This window comes from Halobacillus alkaliphilus (assembly GCF_900113125.1).
GTDB classification, from domain to species: domain Bacteria; phylum Bacillota; class Bacilli; order Bacillales; family Halobacillaceae; genus Halobacillus; species Halobacillus alkaliphilus.
The window spans coordinates 43,983-60,386 of sequence record NZ_FOOG01000021.1 but is presented as its reverse complement, the minus strand read 5'-3'; the positions used below and the strand labels follow the sequence as shown (position 1 = coordinate 60,386).

At 39.3% G+C, this 16,404-nt stretch carries 19 protein-coding genes; 15 read left to right on the top strand and 4 right to left on the bottom strand.

Annotated features, from left to right (window positions below; genetic code table 11):
- Positions 1-278: 278 nt before the first annotated feature.
- Positions 279-554, top strand: coding sequence for a GNAT family N-acetyltransferase (locus tag BMZ06_RS12220; RefSeq protein WP_089752302.1), 276 nt, complete (start codon positions 279-281; stop codon positions 552-554).
- 96 nt (positions 555-650) lie between these two features.
- Positions 651-1,532, top strand: coding sequence for a diacylglycerol/lipid kinase family protein (locus BMZ06_RS12215; protein WP_089752301.1), 882 nt, complete (start codon positions 651-653; stop codon positions 1,530-1,532).
- Between the two features lie 55 nt (positions 1,533-1,587).
- Here the strand turns inward: BMZ06_RS12215 and BMZ06_RS12210 are convergent, their stop codons facing one another.
- Complete coding sequence (locus tag BMZ06_RS12210) at positions 1,588-1,797, bottom strand: hypothetical protein (protein WP_089752300.1); 210 nt, start codon at positions 1,795-1,797, stop codon at positions 1,588-1,590.
- A 587-nt stretch (positions 1,798-2,384) separates the two neighbouring features.
- On the opposite strand from BMZ06_RS12210, the gene BMZ06_RS12205 reads away from it, so the two are divergent.
- On the top strand, positions 2,385-3,092 hold the full coding sequence (locus BMZ06_RS12205; protein WP_089752299.1) for a lytic transglycosylase domain-containing protein: 708 nt from the start codon (positions 2,385-2,387) through the stop codon (positions 3,090-3,092).
- 29 nt (positions 3,093-3,121) lie between these two features.
- Here the strand turns inward: BMZ06_RS12205 and BMZ06_RS12200 are convergent, their stop codons facing one another.
- The gene (locus BMZ06_RS12200) at positions 3,122-3,673 is read right to left on the bottom strand and encodes an NADPH-dependent FMN reductase (RefSeq protein ID WP_089752298.1); all 552 of its coding nucleotides are present in this window, start codon (positions 3,671-3,673) and stop codon (positions 3,122-3,124) included.
- A 197-nt stretch (positions 3,674-3,870) separates the two neighbouring features.
- On the opposite strand from BMZ06_RS12200, the gene BMZ06_RS12195 reads away from it, so the two are divergent.
- The 6 genes from BMZ06_RS12195 to BMZ06_RS20745 all read left to right on the top strand — a co-directional run bounded on the left by BMZ06_RS12195 (position 3,871) and on the right by BMZ06_RS20745 (position 7,866).
- Positions 3,871-4,152 carry a DUF1232 domain-containing protein gene (locus tag BMZ06_RS12195; protein WP_089752297.1) on the top strand — a complete coding sequence of 94 codons (282 nt, stop codon included), beginning with the start codon at positions 3,871-3,873 and terminating at the stop codon, positions 4,150-4,152.
- Between the two features lie 76 nt (positions 4,153-4,228).
- Positions 4,229-4,645, top strand: a complete 417-nt coding sequence (locus BMZ06_RS12190) for an organic hydroperoxide resistance protein (RefSeq protein ID WP_089752296.1) — start codon at positions 4,229-4,231, stop codon at positions 4,643-4,645.
- A gap of 152 nt (positions 4,646-4,797) precedes the next feature.
- Positions 4,798-5,082: an iron-sulfur cluster assembly accessory protein gene (locus tag BMZ06_RS12185; RefSeq protein WP_089752295.1), complete on the top strand. Its 285-nt coding sequence runs from the start codon at positions 4,798-4,800 to the stop codon at positions 5,080-5,082.
- 883 nt (positions 5,083-5,965) lie between these two features.
- Positions 5,966-6,574, top strand: coding sequence for a metal-dependent hydrolase (locus BMZ06_RS12180; RefSeq protein ID WP_089752294.1), 609 nt, complete (start codon positions 5,966-5,968; stop codon positions 6,572-6,574).
- 304 nt (positions 6,575-6,878) lie between these two features.
- Positions 6,879-7,574, top strand: a complete 696-nt coding sequence (locus BMZ06_RS12175) for a hypothetical protein (protein WP_425431767.1) — start codon at positions 6,879-6,881, stop codon at positions 7,572-7,574.
- A 121-nt stretch (positions 7,575-7,695) separates the two neighbouring features.
- Positions 7,696-7,866, top strand: a complete 171-nt coding sequence (locus BMZ06_RS20745) for a hypothetical protein (RefSeq protein ID WP_175477882.1) — start codon at positions 7,696-7,698, stop codon at positions 7,864-7,866.
- A gap of 59 nt (positions 7,867-7,925) precedes the next feature.
- On the opposite strand, the gene BMZ06_RS12170 is transcribed toward BMZ06_RS20745, so the two are convergent.
- Both BMZ06_RS12170 and BMZ06_RS12165 read right to left on the bottom strand, forming a co-directional pair.
- A complete protein-coding gene (locus BMZ06_RS12170; protein ID WP_089752292.1) occupies positions 7,926-9,437 on the bottom strand; it encodes a BCCT family transporter in 1,512 nt (503 codons plus the stop codon).
- Positions 9,438-9,560: 123 nt separating this feature from the next.
- Positions 9,561-10,121, bottom strand: a complete 561-nt coding sequence (locus BMZ06_RS12165) for a GNAT family N-acetyltransferase (RefSeq protein ID WP_089752291.1) — start codon at positions 10,119-10,121, stop codon at positions 9,561-9,563.
- Between the two features lie 112 nt (positions 10,122-10,233).
- Here BMZ06_RS12165 and BMZ06_RS12160 point away from each other — a divergent pair, with 112 nt between their 5' ends.
- From BMZ06_RS12160 to BMZ06_RS12135, 6 genes are all read left to right on the top strand, one after another.
- Positions 10,234-10,803: a nucleotidyltransferase domain-containing protein gene (locus tag BMZ06_RS12160; protein WP_089752290.1), complete on the top strand. Its 570-nt coding sequence runs from the start codon at positions 10,234-10,236 to the stop codon at positions 10,801-10,803.
- 76 nt (positions 10,804-10,879) lie between these two features.
- Positions 10,880-12,202, top strand: coding sequence for a DUF2254 domain-containing protein (locus BMZ06_RS12155; RefSeq protein WP_089752289.1), 1,323 nt, complete (start codon positions 10,880-10,882; stop codon positions 12,200-12,202).
- 161 nt (positions 12,203-12,363) lie between these two features.
- Positions 12,364-13,884 carry a glycine betaine uptake BCCT transporter gene (locus BMZ06_RS12150; protein WP_089752288.1) on the top strand — a complete coding sequence of 507 codons (1,521 nt, stop codon included), beginning with the start codon at positions 12,364-12,366 and terminating at the stop codon, positions 13,882-13,884.
- Between the two features lie 163 nt (positions 13,885-14,047).
- Positions 14,048-14,863, top strand: coding sequence for a DUF368 domain-containing protein (locus tag BMZ06_RS12145; protein WP_089752287.1), 816 nt, complete (start codon positions 14,048-14,050; stop codon positions 14,861-14,863).
- 38 nt (positions 14,864-14,901) lie between these two features.
- A complete protein-coding gene (locus BMZ06_RS12140; RefSeq protein ID WP_089752286.1) occupies positions 14,902-15,255 on the top strand; it encodes a thioredoxin family protein in 354 nt (117 codons plus the stop codon).
- A gap of 57 nt (positions 15,256-15,312) precedes the next feature.
- Positions 15,313-16,395, top strand: a complete 1,083-nt coding sequence (locus tag BMZ06_RS12135) for an FAD-dependent oxidoreductase (RefSeq protein ID WP_089752285.1) — start codon at positions 15,313-15,315, stop codon at positions 16,393-16,395.
- Positions 16,396-16,404 lie beyond the last annotated feature (9 nt).

Here is a 16,404-nt window from a genome sequence, read left to right as displayed (position 1 = left end):
TCGTGTGGCAACGTCGAACGACCCTGCGTCGTGCAGGGCCGGAAAGCGAAATCGTCCCCCGGAGGACCTAATTCTCACAAATGTCTCGAAATCAAGTCTTCAAGTAATGGGAGCTTATCTGTAGTAATCAAAGCTATGGTTTGTCTGAGAATTAACCTTAACGGATCGATTCTCGTATGCAGTGCCTTAATTTTATTAATGAACAGGGATTAGGTGAATATCTCTTCCTTATTCAGGGTATGGTTGTTGTAGGATAATTGAAAGGAGATGCAGATAATATGAGTAAAGCTATTCAAAATGATCAAGGAAGATTTTATATAGGTGATCAGGGGGAACCTGATGCTCATCTTGATTTCGAAGAACATGGAGATACTATGAAAATATTAAGCACCGTCGTTGTACCTTCTGAAAGAGAGAACGGTCTGGGAAGTGACTTAGTAGATCATGCCGTTAATTATGCAAGAGAAAACAAACTGAAAATTGACCCTGTCTGCTCATTCGCCCATGAGGTGATTAAGGATACTCCAGAATACCACGTCGTTTGGAAAAAATAGTAAGAAAACTAACCAATCAAACTTGTGATGTTTCATTATTTCTTCCTCTGTAATATAAGGAATAAACAAACCAGATGAATGGAGAGGAGGATACACATGAAGAGAGCAATGTTGATTGTAAATCCTTCATCCGGAAAAGAAGAAGCAGTAGATTATGTAGAAGAAATTGAAGCAATCTTAAAGGATAAAGGATATGAAGTGAAAGTATCTCAAACGGAAAAAGAACTCGATGCCATGAAATATTGTCAAAACGCTTGTAGGGATGAATTTGACTTAGTGGTCTCTTTAGGCGGAGATGGCACATTGAATGAAACGATTAATGGAATGGTGGATCAGACACATCGTCCGTTACTTGGCATCGTACCGCTTGGGACTGTAAATGATTTCGCCAGAGCACTCAATATCCCTTTAGAACCAAAAAAAGCAGTGGATGTGCTTCGCTCAGATCGATCGAAAAAAGTAGACATTGGCCGGTTTAACGACCGTTATTTTGTAAATATTGTAGCTGTAGGGGCTCTGGCTGAAGCAACTTATGAAGTCAGTCCAGAACAAAAAACTAAGTTTGGACCGTTAGCTTATGCTATGGAAGGTTTAAAAACTCTGGCTGGCGACACAGGCTATCCTTTAAAGATTGAATATGGAGATAAAACATGGGAAGGCGAATCTTTTCTTTTCCTCGCTGCCTTAACGAATTCGACAGCAGGATTAGAAAACCTTTCACCACAAGCAGAAGTGAATGATGGACTCTTACATTGCTATGTAATAAAAAATGTAAACCTTGTCCGTCTGGCTACTATTGTATCGTCTATCTTGAGGGGAAACCTTAAAGATCAGAGTGATGTGGAGTATTTTACCGCTCAGAACTTGGAAATAACGTCTTCTGAAAATCTGGTTACCAATGTAGACGGAGAAGAAGGAGATTCACTTCCTGTTTCTATTCATGTTAAACCATCACATATTGATGTAATCGTAGAATGAATTAAAAAAGCTGTCTCAGATTTTATTGAGGCAGCTTTTTATGGTTTAGCAGTGTTTATTGTTTAGAGAAGAGACTGAATAGTGATAAGAATATGATTACGAATGAGAATAAAGCCAATCCAATTGCACCTACATAGAAGAACAATGTTGAAAAGAAATTATTTGTGGCTACTGCCCCAAATTCAGATAGCCAGAGTAAAAAGAAACTCGCCACTACCGCTGCTAAGTACCCAAATAACGAATTATCACATTTAAATCCAACCATTTTGCACCCCTCCTTTACTAACAATATATGTGTCTTCAATTACCAATATTTCTGAACGGAGAAATTTTTTGTGGCTTAGTAAGGGCGTGTGGTGGACAACCTTGGGCATAAATGAAAATGAAGAATGAGATAAATAGACAAAAAAATACCCCTCTTTGTATGTCAAAGAGGGGCATGGCAGTGCACTTCAAAATGAAGGGAGACATACCATGAAAGCTACAGGTCTATTTTTCCTGGCGGGGAAAAATAGATAGGGTGATTCGACGTAAGAGACAAAAGAGAGAACAGATATAAGTCCAGTAAAGCGGAAAAAATCTCTGTAGACCATAAATCTTTATTAAATAACTATTTTCGAGGGAATGAAATAGTTAGTCATCTCTTTTGATAATATTATTGTATCATTGATAACCTTCCTTCTGCTTTGGGAAAAAGCCTTCAAGAATCATTGAATCAATGGTGTTTTTCTGAGTGTTTTTTCTCAACTTTTGGATTCAAATGGAAAAAAAGGTATTATTTTGAGGAATTTTATTGTAGGAAGCAGGAGGATGAGGTAAACTTTAGTTACTAATGTACAATGAGGTGGAAGTATGAATTTTGGCAGCTTGAATTTATTGCTTCAAATGCAGACCATGTCTATGATGAACCTTTATTCAAATACGAATCAGAACAACAATGAAAACAATAGGGATATGACCTTCCAAAATTTATTGGAAGAAACCTTTTCGCAACCTCCGTTAACAAGTCCTTCTCAACAACAGGCGAGAATAACCAGCTTTACAACATTTCAGGTCCAGCCGATACATATGGAGTCTAATAAAGAATCTAAAGAAACTACTGAATCTGATGACAACCGTAAAGCAGATAAAATGAGTCAATCAGAAGAATCAAAACAAGCAAAAGAAATAGATAGTACTAAGATGAAAGACCAGAGTATTGATCAAATTATTAAAAAAGCTTCTCAACATTACGGAGTAGATGAAAAGTTGATTCAATCAGTGGTTCAGGCAGAATCCAATTTTGATGCCGACGTGGTCAGCCACGCTGGAGCACAGGGGCTTATGCAGCTGATGCCCGCAACTGCAGAAGGACTAGGTGTCAAAGATCCATTTAACCCTGAAGAGAACGTGATGGGCGGGACAAAGTATTTAAAACAGATGCTAGATCGTTATGATGGAAACTCTCGTTTAGCGTTGGCTGCTTATAACGCTGGGCCGGGGAATGTAGATAAATATGGAGGGGTTCCACCATTTCAGGAAACTCAAAATTATGTTAGTAAAGTATTATCTCATGTATAAAAGCCTTGCCACTTTTAGTGGCAAGGCTTTTACTTATCCAATTCGATCTCTTGGCTCATCTGCATGTACTGATTAAATACTTTAATCATTTCCTGAAGTCGGTTCCGTACGTCTTCATCAATTAGTTCACCTTGAGTGGAGAAATGGTTTGTGTGAGTGTACACGTAATTAGGTGTAACCATGCATCTAAAGTAGTTTAAAATCGGCTTAAGCTGGTTTTCGATGACCAGATGGTGCTGCAGGGTTCCGCCGTTCGCTACGATGGATACGGGTTTATAACGCATAGCAAGCGGGGATACAGCATCAAACACATTCTTTAAAGTTCCCGGTATCGAACCTTGGAATATAGGAGCCGCAATAACATAAGCGTTGGCATTCTCTACTTCTTTAATGAGCTGCTGCATGTCTTCATTATATTCGTCGGTCGGACGGCCATCTACAAATTGCAATTCATAATTTTCTAAATCAATGATTTTTGTTTCGTGGGATTCCGGCAACATTTGGATATATTTATCAATTTCATCGAGTAAAGTTCTCGTTTTCTTACCGACTATGGTACCATTCAGTAACAGGATTTTCATTAAAGATTTCTCCCCTTTATCTCTTCCGGCATTCTTTATAAAAAGGTTGCAGCAAGTATATATGTAACGGTCACAACCAAGAGCAGGAACTTTTCTTTTTATGTTAAAGCATACGTTTTAATTAAGCAATTGTGACTGAAGGACTAAACATCGGAGCTCTCAGGGGATAAAAATAGACAAGGGAAAGGAGGGGACTGATGCTCAGATTATGGCGCAGAATTAAATTTGTTTTCAATGTAAGGAAATCAGTACCGTTTATGCTGCGTTTCTTTCGTTCAAAAGAAGTAAGCGCAAGAAAAAAGTGGCTTTCGCTATTGTTCCTTTTTGGTTATCTCCTCTTTCCATGGGATGTGATTCCTGACTTCCTAATTTTATTCGGAATACTTGATGATTTAACCGTATTTACTTATATTACCCAATGGATGGTCAAGACTGCTCCGCTTTCTTTAAAAGAAGATTTTAGAATTGAAGAACGGTAGCGAGGTTTAGAGGACATGAATTTGAGGTAAACCTATGTTGTGAATGATTATAATACAAAATCAAGGAGTGATGATATTGAGTAACGTAATGTTTACTGCTCATGCAACAGCGCAAGGCGGACGTAATGGCCATGTCAAATCCGATGATGGTTTAATCGACCTGAACCTTGTAATGCCTGGTGAAGGTGACGAAAAAGGATCCAATCCTGAACAGCTATTTGCTGCAGGCTACTCCGCTTGCTACGATGGCGCATTAAATCTGGTTGCAAGCAAGAAGAAGAAAGATATCGATTCTGAAATCACTGCTGATGTAAGTTTACTAAAAGATGAATCAGATAACGGCTTTAAAGTAGGCGTGGTTCTGAATGTGCAAGTTAAAGGAGTTTCTCAAGAAGAAGCGGAAGAGCTTGCTGAGGAAGCGCATAAAGTATGCCCATACTCTAAAGCAACAAGCGGCAACATTAATGTAGAAATTAATACTAAAGCCGTATAATAACCCTATAGAAACACCTCCAGAATAATAATCTGGAGGTGTTTTTTTGTGGTTAAAAGTACAAACTTAAACTTATAGATGGTCTATAAGCGTTTTCAATTCATATATGGGACTCGTTTGTGGTATTTTATAGTCGAAGGAGATGTCTTTATATGAAAATAACAGATGGAGCTAGAGATTTGTTACTTCAGATCCTCGAAGAAGAAGAGGCCGCCTGTTTACGTTTGTACTTTGCAGGATATGGATGTGGAGAGCCTGACATTGGAATGACAATTGGTGAGCCTGAAGCAGATGATGAATTGTATCATTTAAACGCTATTCCAGTAGCGATTGATAAACGAATTGAACACTTGACCACAGAGTTAACCATTGAAGGGAAACAAACGATGGAGGGACCTAAGTTTCAGATGATCGGCTTACCCGAAAAGGACTGCTAGGCAAAAAAACCAACCCACATGACTAGAGTGTGGGTTTATTTATATAATTTAAAATGTTCTATAAAACGAATATTATTGTTGATTTTTCCTAAAGGTTTATTCCATTAAAGAGCCGGATTGTGGAAGACTCGATTTCGAGATATTGGGTATGAGGAAGGTCCTCCGGGGGACGACTTCGCTTTCCGGCCCTGCACGACGCAGGGTCGTTCGACGTTGCCACAGGACGTGGCGATTTTAGTCGAACATCCCTTGTGGTAAGCTTCCTCAGGCTTCGCCTTCCGGGATCTTACCGATCATGTTTAGCCCACAGGAGTCTTCATCGTCCCCCTCCGGGCCTAGCCTAATCAGATGCTCGAAACCACTTAAGACATCACATGAGTAATGAGACCATGTGATTGTGCAGCTATTTTCAGGATGTAACTATCGCCATAGCCTGTATTAAAGCCTTTAATACAGATTAAGAAGGAGAACTTTTCTCTTCTAGAAGGGTCCGTATTTCATAATCATGTTGGGTTGGTGGGGAAATGATGAGACTCCCATGGGAGAAGGAACTAGGTGAGATCCCGCGGGAGTGAAAACGAGCGAGGAAGCTCACCGTTCCCCCATAGGAAAGTGTTCAAATGTGGAATCACCCCGAAAGACACGATCAGCATAAGCCGACCATCAAAAGGATTGCGGTTTTTCAATCCGTTGATGAGCGGCTTATGTCTCGAGTGTCTGGGTGATGGAACAAGACGAGTTATTTCCCCACCAACCCTTATCCATCTAACGTAACGGGCCCAATTATCTCGAAATCGAGTCTTCAAGTAATGGGAGCTTTACTGTAAAAAAGCAAGTTGGTTTAATAGTCAATGTAAGAAAGATAGAAAGGACTTGAAACATCATGATGGCCACAGGACACCAAGTCGTTGGAATAACTTTCGGAGTAGGAGCTTTAACTTTAATTCCCCAGCTCGTTCCCCATGCTGATGAACCATTTTCAGCGGTTTTTTTCTTAAGTTTTGTTTTATTTGGATCACTTTTGCCCGATATCGATATGCCGAATTCAAAATTGGGACGTAAGTTCTGGAGAGGGCTGCTTACTCTTTTCACTATTGCCTTTATAATTTACTTATTTGTACCACGGTATCTTGATTTATATAGGGAGGAACTGAAAGTTTTTCTTATGCTTTTGCTTCCTATTTTGCTCATGATTAGAAGCCACCGCAAAATGACCCATTCTTTATTATTTGTTGGAATATTAATTGGCTACAGCTGGTTTATTGAAGAGTGGGTGAACATACAATGGTTTTATTTATCAGGGCTGATTATTGGAGTGATTTCACATTTATCAGCTGATTATTTAACAAAGAGAGGAATTCCTCTTGTTTATCCTTTTTCAAGCAAACATAAGCGTTTTTTTATTACGTTTAGAACAGGTTCGGCAATAGAGAAAGCAATAGTTTACAGTTTAGTGTTATGGAATGTCTGGTATATAAATTTAATATTTTAATTAATACATTACAGATATTTCTAGTAAAAGATGTAAAAATAATTGCTTCTTCATAAGAACATGAAACTAAAGGATACCTTTACTTGAAACCCACCCTTAATTTACAAAATAATCTGACAGATTGCTAGACTTTACCAATAAAATACAATAAAATGGAAATAGATAATGCAAAAGGGATGAGGCTCGATGGTCAGTTATCAGGTTATTGAACTTCGTCCATTGCATCAATTACAATTAAACTACACCTTACCTTTATATGAAACATATATCCCCCTATTAAAAAACAGTCTAAACTAGAAGCCACATTTCAGTCCTTCAAAACAATAACGTAAACACCCAGCTCATTTATTTATATAGGCTGCTATTAAATCGACTGAATAGCAAACCATCAAAAGCGCAATTACAGTCATTGCAAAAAGAAAAATTCCTCCATCCATCTCTTCACTGCTTACACCTTTTTACCATTAACTACTATTATTATGATTTAAAAGAATATAAGGGGCTTGATAAATACCTGGAGCAAATTGATGAAGCTATAAGTGCCGTTAACGAGCCCCTGACTCTTTACTATATGAGGATCAGATATCATGAATTACTGTCCAGCATTATTGGAAAACGAACAACCCGCTTTTTGCTAAGAAAGTATGCTTACAAAATTACTAATACAGAATTGTCACCGCAAAAAATCTGCCGGGTTTATCATAACTTGGCTCTATGCAATCTATATACAGACTATAAAACTTCCATGGAACAAGCTGTAAAGGCATTTGAAACTGCAGAAAAGTATAGTTTAAAAAGGTGGGCTGGTATTATAAAAAACCATGCCCTTCCTTTCATTGCTGCCTGCCATCTTCTAACAGAAGAAATGACAACGCCTGATCCCTTAGAAACAGCTCATTTAGCCATAGCGGACAAAGAATTTTCTAAAAGCGAGACCCATTATGGAAAACCTGGGAACATGGACTCCGTTTCAAGAGTGTTATATGGGAGCAGCGAGTAAGAATAATCACCTGTTGGAAAATGCCGATCATCGATTCATTCATGAACTTGGAGATCAATTCTTTGCGCTTTTACCCAAACACTATTTGAAACGTTTATAAAATATGGGGAGGTAGAAGAAAATGAAAAGACGTTTAACTGTAGTTCTCTTAGGTTTAATGATAGCTGCAGGGACATTTGGATCGGCATCCCTTGCATTTGATAATGAGAAAGATCAAGAACCTGTAGAAAGTTCGGAAGTTACTCTGGCAAAATTTAAGGCCAATGACCCAGGAGATTTAGGTATGGGGTAAAGATGGTTTAAATAAAGACGAAAAAGCTGCCTCCTATTTAAATGGAGACAGCTTTTTAATTATCTGGCCTTGCGGTGCTGTTCAATTTTTTGTTGAGCAGGTTCTTCTTTTCTAATCATCTTCGTAAATGCATAGACAAAGAGTATGATCACGATGGTAAACGGTAAAGCAGAAACAAGGGAAGCAGTCTGCAAGGCATTCAGCCCGCCTGCTAATAGCAGAACTCCAGCAATGGCTGCCATTAAAACTCCCCAAACAATTTTAATAATAAGCGGAGGGGTTAAGCTTCCATTAGTTGTCATACTAGCTAGAATGTAAGTAGCGGAGTCCGCTGAGGTAATTAAAAATGTTGCAATTAATAAGATGGATAAAATAGATAGTACTCCAGTCATGGGCAGATGCTGGTAGGTTTCAAATAATGCTAAAGTTACGTCATCGTTAACCGCCTCAGCTATGTTAGTTCCGTTGTTCAAATCACTGTTTAAGGCTGTTCCTCCAAAAGTAGCGATCCACAAGCATGCAATTAATGGCGGTACAATCAGAACTCCAAAGATGAATTCCCTGATGGATCTTCCTCTTGATACACGAGCTACGAAGGTTCCAACGAATGGAGACCAGGCAATGACCCACGCCCAGTAGAAGATGGTCCACTCTCTCAGCCAGTCCCCTCCACCGTCTTCATAAGGAGTTAGACGAAGACTGTAGCCCACAAAGTTTGTAATATAATCTCCAAGTCCTAAGGTGAAGGTGTTAAGTATAAATACAGTAGGTCCTGCTATGAATACGAAGGCTAGTAAAACCATACATAAACCGAGATTCACGTTACTAAGCCACTTAATTCCTTTGTTTAATCCTGTACTAGAAGAGGCTAAATAAAGGACGAGAAGTACAGCGGTAATGGCCAGTTGAATCATTGTGTTATTTGGCACGTTGAATACGGCTTTTAGACCACCGTTCATTTGTAGAATGCCAAGTCCTAGTGAGGTAGCGATACCCATGACCGTGGCAATGACGGCAAGTGAGTCAATAAAGGTCTTCACCCCTTTATTTTTACCCAGCACTGGTTCGAGGGCGGTGGAAATCAAACCGCTCTTATTCTGCCTGAACTGTAAGAATCCGATTAAGAGTCCGACAATGGCGAAAACAGACCACTGATTTATCCCCCAGTGAAAAAAAGCATATCCCATAGAAATTCGAGCCGCTTCTTCTGTCTGTGCTTCAAGCGTATTAAATGGAGTTGTGAAAAAATGGCTCATTGGTTCAGCTACGCCCCAAAACACTAATCCTGCTCCAAATCCAGCTGAGAAAAGCATGCCGATCCAAGTGAAAAAAGGATATTCTGGTTCAGATTCTGGTGGGCCAATTTTAATTTTTCCGTATTTACTTAGGGCTAACGCACCTAAGAATATAACGAAACCAAATACAGAGATGAGGTAAAACCAACCGAAGTTTTTCGTTGTAAAACCAAATAAAGTGGTGGCTACACTGCCAAACCCTTCAGGATTGACGGCACCTATGACTACTAATACGGCGATCACAGAGGCCGAAATAAAAAATACTGGATTTTTCATACTGACTCCTTTCTTGGAACATAATTTTGATAAAAAATGAGTCAAATAATATTGATGAGTTTATTCCCTTAAATTTCCTAATAAAAACATGTAATAGGAGATATGTACAAGTGTCTCTTGTTTTTAACGAGTGCCAGATTCAAATTCGCTTTTCAATATTCCCATGAGTATGGTGTCATAGTAGCTTCCTTGAACAAATTCGTTTCTACGCAGCTGGCCCTCCAGCTGAAACCCGACTTTTTCGTATAAACGAAGGGCTTGGTGATTTCCACTCCAGGTATCGAGCTGTACCCTTTCTAAATTAAGGGTATAAAAAAGGTGATTGAGCAACGTGTAAATAATATCTTTTCCATATCCCCGCCCCCAATAATCACGTTCACCAATTGTCAGCCCAATTTCTGCCACTCTTGTGACGGGATTTAAATTTCGATAATCACATTTGCCAATAGGTTTTTTCGTTGCTTTTGAGTAAACTATAAACACAGTTCCATGTTCCCATAAATGATGTGAATTCAGATTTTTTTCATATTGGGCTTGAAGAGCTTCCAGAGGGTTATTATTCTGGTTCGCTGATTCACTTCCTGAACTAAGAAAAGTAAGGGACTCATCATTGGCCCATGTGTAAAGATCCTCCAAATCTTTGCGGGACACAGGCCTCAAATCTACTAAGTGTCCTTTTAACATATCCCACCTCCTATGCATCATTATTCGACTAAATATTGGATTTGTCAAAAAACACTGAATTTTTATTTAAGATCTTTGTAGTCAACCATTCTAGGTTAAGGAGGTGTTCCTAATGTTTGAATCATGTGTGCAAGTAAAGAAGTTTATGAAGGACTATCAAGGTCACTGGTGGATCGCGGACGGATGGGCGATTGATCTTCATATAGGGGAAGAAATAAGAGAGCACAAAGATCTCGATGTAGCGGTATTAAGGGACGAGCAGTATTTGCTCCGATCATACTTCAAGAATTGGAAAATGAAGTATATTAAAGAGGGTAGTGGATTAAATTGGAAAGAGAAAGAATGGCTGGAAGCCCCCATTCACGAGATTCATTCAACGAATCATTCTGAAGAACAGATAGAGATTTTATTGAATGAAAGAAAAGGGGACTACTGGCACTTTAGGCGTGACAGCAAAATTAGATGCCCGCTTAGTTACATGCATCTTCGCTCTGAGCAGGGAGTTCCTTATTTAAATCCGGAAATTGTCCTTCTTTACAAAGCAAAGTACACCAGTGAAAAGGATAACCAGGATTTTCACTATATATTTCCTCACTTAAGTGAACGTCAAAAGGAGTGGCTTAAGCAGAGCCTGATGCACCACCAGCCTAATCACATATGGTTAGAAAAATTATTATTTTAAAGTAAATCCTTAAGATTTTTCGGATTTAAATGATATGGTGGGGAAGTGAGTTGAACAGGAAGGGAGAAAGAAGTTAATGAACAGAGAGAAAATTTGGGTTAAAGTGCGAGACAGTTTCTGGTTTCTTCCAACTCTTTACAGCCTTATATCTATCATTTCAGTTATTCTGATAAGCTTTGTGGACTTATGGATCGTTCCGCAAGTTCAGGAAAATATTCCGAAAGTATTTTTAACTGAAAAAAGTGTGGCAACAACCCTATATGGATCGCTGATCACGTCGATATTGACGATGACAACCATTAGTTTTTCAACCATTATGGTGGTGTTGACTACATATTCCACTCAGTTTTCCCCGCGTACTCTACAGGATTTTATGAAAAGCCGTGTTACCCAGCATGTGTTAGGTGTTTACTCCTTTGGATTTATCTTTGCTCTTGTAAATTTATTATTGTTAGGCGGCACTGATGAGAAAGGCATGGTCAGTCCCTTTTTAACGGTAGTCGTATCCATTATTTGTTTAGGGTTTTTCATATTGTTTATTCATCATTCCTCCCGTTTCTTACAAGTGAACAATTTAATTGGTGATATCCGCCAAAACACTTCAAAGATTATTGCTAATACGTTTAAGGAAAAGAGCTACACTGAAACGACAGAGTGGGATGAAAAAGATTTGGAAAGCTTGAAACAAAACAGTGAAGGTGTCATTTTTGCTGATAAATCGGGTTACCTTCAAGGAATGCAGATGGCATTATTCATTCAGTGGGCTGTAAAAAATGATTTATTTATAGAGGTAAACACATTAATTGGAGATTACGTTCAGAAGGGGATGCCTTTGTTTTATTATTGGGAAGGGGAGTCTTCGGAAGAAATTAAACCGGAGGAAGCGCTGCAGTATATAATAGTAGGAAATGAGCGAACAGATATACAGGACATTGAGTTTTCGATTCAGAAACTCGTTGAAATTGCCGTCAAAGCAATCTCCCCAGGTATTAATGACCCACACACAGCGGTTAATTGTATTAATCGTATAGGTTCACTGCTAGCCGAATTGGGTTCTGTTTATGAGCCCATCCGTTATTATGCGGATGATGATCATAACCTTAGACTAAAGATCGAACCAAGGAAATTTCATGATTATCTTTACACCAGTTTTTATCAGATGCGGATATATGGAAGTAATGACTTTTCCGTAATGAATGGTGTTATTGAAGCTCTTTATAAAATATCCGTCGTACATGATAATCACATTAAAGAAGATGTATGGAGATTTGGACGATACATGATGAAAGCTGTCGATACAAAGAGTATGGATCAGCTGGATTTTGAATACTTTGATAAGCAGGCTCAGAAGTTAGCCTCAGCCTGTAATAAAACCGTTCAGTTCCCGCGCCCATATTAGTTAGATAAGTACACCTTTCCAGGCTGTCGACATTTTTTACAGTTTTTAGACAAATTGTTTACAAATTTGAGGATGGGGTAACAGTTAATTAGTCCACAATTACCATTTCCTCGCAATTATCTATTGATGTAAAAAAGTTGAGCACCGGAAAGGAGAAGATGATGAAGAAAGTTACGTCGGTATTTTGGATTACCCTGGCCATTGCCTTATTTTCAGTTATTTGGGGGGCTGTTGCTCCTGGAAATCTTGAAAGTATTACAGGGTCAATACAGTCATTCATTTCTGTACACTTTGGCTGGTATTATCTATTAATCGTTACGGGTTTTGTCATTTTTTGTATTTATATGATTTTTAGTCCATATGGAAAGATTAAACTGGGTCAACCTTCTGATAAACCAGACTACAACTATGCCACATGGTTTGCGATGTTATTCAGTGCAGGTATGGGGATCGGTCTGGTTTTCTGGGGGGCTGCAGAACCGATTTACTTTTACGCAAAGAATGCTCCAACTGCAGAAACGGGCACCCCTGAGGCTCTGAATGAAGCCATGCAGTTCGTTTATTTTCACTGGGGAGTTCATGCCTGGGGAATTTATGCGATTGTTGCTTTAGTACTCGCCTACTTTAAATTCCGCCGGGGATCACCTGCTCTCGTAAGTGCAACTTTGGAGCCGCTTTTTGGAAATAAGATGAAAGGTCCCTGGGGGAAAGCGATCGACGTGATTGCTGTTTTTGCAACTATTGTAGGTGTAGCTACCACTTTGGGCTTCGGAGCCGCGCAAATCAATGGTGGACTTACATTCCTGACGCCTATTCAAGATTCGTTTACGGTGCAGCTGATTATTATTGGAGTCGTAACGGTCTTGTTTATGATGTCAGCTTATACTGGTCTTAGTAAAGGGATTAAATACCTGAGTAATACGAATATGATTTTAGCGTTACTTCTGTTAGTGATGATGTTGGTAATAGGTCCTACCTTGTTCATAATGAATATGTTCACGGATACAATTGGAGCTTATCTGCAGAACTTGCCTTCCATGAGTTTTAGATTAGCTCCGAATAGTGAAGAGAACCGAACTTGGATTAACAACTGGACAGTATTCTACTGGGCCTGGTGGATCGCCTGGTCTCCATTCGTCGGTATATTTATCGCCCGTGTGTCCAAAGGGCGTACAATTAGAGAGTTTCTATCCGGTGTGTTGTTAGTGCCATCTGTAATAGGGTTTCTATGGTTTTCCACCTTTGGTTCTTCAGCCATTAAAGTTCAGCAGGGTGGTGAAACGGACTTATCTGAACTAGTTACGGAACAGACGCTCTTTGGCGCTTTCGATAACTATCCTTTAGGGTTGATTATGTCCATTATTGCGATGATTCTAATTGGAACTTTCTTTATTACCTCTGCCGATTCAGCGACGTTCGTATTAGGGATGCAGACTACGAATGGCTCGTTGACACCGCCGACTATGGTTAAATTCGCCTGGGGTATTATCCAGTCCTCTATGGCAGCCGTGTTATTGTATTCCGGCGGTCTGCAAGCCTTGCAAAATGCTCTTATTTCGGCAGCATTTCCATTCTCATTTATTATGATTCTTATGGTTTTATCACTTTACAAAGCATTGCGTGCTGATAAAGCTTCTATGGAAAAAGAACATAGAGATTCTGAGGAAAAAACCTCTGCTTAAAATATTGGATAAAGGGGCCGGGTAAAATCCGGTCCTTTATTTATGCTGTAAGAATGATTGATTGAAGGCAATTTTTAGGATACATTAAAAAAGGATCATAAAATCATAGACAAGCAAAGTAGAATAAGTGACACTTTGAATTTATTAAAAAGGAGTATTGAACATGTGGGAATGGAGAAATATCTACCGTGGTATGCTTATGGGAGCTAGTGACGTAGTCCCAGGCGTAAGCGGTGGTACAATTGCGGTGGTTTTAGGTATTTATGACCGTTTGATTGAAGCGATCAACGGTTTCTTTACAAAGGAATGGAAAAAACATCTTAAATTTTTATTGCCGCTGGGGATAGGGGTTATCACGTCTATTCTGTTATTGGCAAAATTAATAGAGTGGTTGTTTGAGCATTACCCTGGTCCCACTCAGTTTTTTTTCCTGGGATTGATAATAGGGGTGCTTCCATATTTAACACATAAAGCGGATGTGAAGCATAAATTTAAAGCGAACCATTATCTCATCTTACTCATTGGTGCAGTACTCGTGGCATCAATGGCGTTTTTTCAGACGAATGAAACGGAACCTATGCAGAACTTAACGCTTTCCACTTATATTCTTCTGTTCTTTTCGGGTTGGATTGCTAGTAGTGCCATGATTTTGCCAGGTATTAGTGGGTCTTTCATACTGCTGATTATTGGAGTTTACTCCACAGTAGTCGGTGGAGTATCAGATTTGAAATTTGATATTATAGCAGTGGTTGGATTAGGAATTCTATTTGGTATTGTCGTTATGAGTAAGATTGTTAAATTCTTTTTGGAGAATTATACCTCAGGGACCTTTGCTCTAATCATTGGTTTAGTTATTGGGTCGGTATTTGTTATTTTTCCGGGTGTGCCGGGAAGCGCAGCATTGTGGTTGGTAAGTGTCCTGACCTTTATTGGAGGTCTCGTAGCTGCATGGCTTCTGGGCCGTGTGGAATATAAATAAGCAAATCATAAGACAAAAGCATTCTTACCAATTATCATATGGATAAGAATCTGTTTAAAAGGAGAATGATGAGCATGGAATCAATTCATACAATAGAGAAATTCAACGAAACAATCGAGAGTGAGCAGCCGGTTATTATTAAGTTCCAGGCGGACTGGTGCCCAGATTGCCGTCGAATGGATATGTTTATCGGAGAAGTATTAGAGGAATATAACCAGTATCGTTGGTACGACGTTAATCGTGATGAAATTCCTGAGGTTGCAGATAAGTATGAAGTGATGGGTATTCCTAGTTTGTTAATTTTCAAACAAGGTGAAAAAATAGCTCATTTGCATAGTGCGAACGCAAAAACTCCTGAAGAAGTAGAAGAGTTCTTGCAGACAAGTCTTTAAAGTAAACGTCCACATGGTCCATTCCATGTGGGCGTTTTGTATAAGGGGGGACCTGTAATGTCAAAACGATTGGTATTAGTAGGAGCAGGGCATGCTCATCTAGAGGTGATCCGAAGGCTGAAAAGCGAAGCATGGGTAAATGTTGAGGTGTGTCTAATTTCTTCCTCCAGGTATCAATATTACTCTGGAATGTTTTCCGGATTCACAGAAGGCCTGTATTCGCTTGAAGATACACGCGTTTCACTGGAAAAGATTACGAGAGAAGCACGTATTCATTTCATTGAGAAAACCGTGGTCAGTTTGCGACCTAAACAGAAAAAAGTAATTTGCCATGACGGTTCCGTCTATCCGTTTGATGTTGTAAGTTTTGATATTGGTTCCCAAAGTTTACCACAGGATTTTGAAAATACGGTGGCACGCACCATCAAGCCTAATTATGAATTCATTTCTCAAATTGAAGAAATTCGGAATACTACTCATCCTTTAATTGTAGGAGGAGGAGCTGCGGGAACGGAACTTGCTCTTTCGATCCAAACTTATAAAGAGAAGAACCAAATTCCGGGACAAGTTAAGCTGGTCACTGCTGAGAAGGTCATGAATGGATTTCCAAAATTAGTTTCCACTCGGCTTAAATCATTACTTATTAAAAAAGGAGTTCAAGTGTGGGAGGATGAAAGTGTAAAGGAAATTCATGATCATTACATTGTAACGGACTCCGGCAATAAAATTCGGCATACTAGTGTCCTTTGGTTGGGCGGAGCTTCTGCCGAGCCTATCTTTAAACGGTCGGGAGTCGAAGTAGATGAGAAAGGATTTGCGCTGGTCAGAGACACCCTGCAGTTTCAAGAGTATGATTATATTTTTGGATCAGGGGATTGCGTAACCTTGACTGCGTATCCTGAGCTTCAGAAAAGCGGTGTCTATGCTGTTAAACAAGGCCCCGTGTTATGGAACAATTTGAGTCAATTCTTGTCTGGTCAACCGCTCCAGGAATATGATCCTCAAAAAAATGCCCTCTATATCTTATCAACAGGAAAACAGCAAGGATTTATGGTCTATGGTCCGCTGAGTCATCACAGCCGGCAGGCCTGGAAGTTAAAAAATAAAATAGACAGAGATTTTATGGCTAAATATAAATAAGCGCCTCCT

What these genes read in the sequence shown, in the direction of transcription:
- BMZ06_RS12180 (WP_089752294.1), top strand. Translation starts at nt 5,966, where the DNA reads ATGATGGCCACAGGACACCAAGTCGTTGGAATAACTTTCGGAGTAGGA.
- BMZ06_RS12215 (WP_089752301.1), top strand. Translation starts at nt 651, where the DNA reads ATGAAGAGAGCAATGTTGATTGTAAATCCTTCATCCGGAAAAGAAGAA.
- BMZ06_RS12155 (WP_089752289.1), top strand. Translation starts at nt 10,880, where the DNA reads ATGAACAGAGAGAAAATTTGGGTTAAAGTGCGAGACAGTTTCTGGTTT.
- BMZ06_RS20745 (WP_175477882.1), top strand. Translation starts at nt 7,696, where the DNA reads ATGAAAAGACGTTTAACTGTAGTTCTCTTAGGTTTAATGATAGCTGCA.
- BMZ06_RS12185 (WP_089752295.1), top strand. Translation starts at nt 4,798, where the DNA reads ATGAAAATAACAGATGGAGCTAGAGATTTGTTACTTCAGATCCTCGAA.
- BMZ06_RS12135 (WP_089752285.1), top strand. Translation starts at nt 15,313, where the DNA reads ATGTCAAAACGATTGGTATTAGTAGGAGCAGGGCATGCTCATCTAGAG.
- BMZ06_RS12195 (WP_089752297.1), top strand. Translation starts at nt 3,871, where the DNA reads ATGCTCAGATTATGGCGCAGAATTAAATTTGTTTTCAATGTAAGGAAA.
- BMZ06_RS12160 (WP_089752290.1), top strand. Translation starts at nt 10,234, where the DNA reads ATGTTTGAATCATGTGTGCAAGTAAAGAAGTTTATGAAGGACTATCAA.
- BMZ06_RS12140 (WP_089752286.1), top strand. Translation starts at nt 14,902, where the DNA reads ATGGATAAGAATCTGTTTAAAAGGAGAATGATGAGCATGGAATCAATT.
- BMZ06_RS12170 (WP_089752292.1), bottom strand. Translation starts at nt 9,437, where the DNA reads ATGAAAAATCCAGTATTTTTTATTTCGGCCTCTGTGATCGCCGTATTA.
- BMZ06_RS12200 (WP_089752298.1), bottom strand. Translation starts at nt 3,673, where the DNA reads ATGAAAATCCTGTTACTGAATGGTACCATAGTCGGTAAGAAAACGAGA.
- BMZ06_RS12220 (WP_089752302.1), top strand. Translation starts at nt 279, where the DNA reads ATGAGTAAAGCTATTCAAAATGATCAAGGAAGATTTTATATAGGTGAT.
- BMZ06_RS12145 (WP_089752287.1), top strand. Translation starts at nt 14,048, where the DNA reads ATGTGGGAATGGAGAAATATCTACCGTGGTATGCTTATGGGAGCTAGT.
- BMZ06_RS12165 (WP_089752291.1), bottom strand. Translation starts at nt 10,121, where the DNA reads ATGTTAAAAGGACACTTAGTAGATTTGAGGCCTGTGTCCCGCAAAGAT.
- BMZ06_RS12210 (WP_089752300.1), bottom strand. Translation starts at nt 1,797, where the DNA reads ATGGTTGGATTTAAATGTGATAATTCGTTATTTGGGTACTTAGCAGCG.
- BMZ06_RS12205 (WP_089752299.1), top strand. Translation starts at nt 2,385, where the DNA reads ATGAATTTTGGCAGCTTGAATTTATTGCTTCAAATGCAGACCATGTCT.
- BMZ06_RS12150 (WP_089752288.1), top strand. Translation starts at nt 12,364, where the DNA reads ATGAAGAAAGTTACGTCGGTATTTTGGATTACCCTGGCCATTGCCTTA.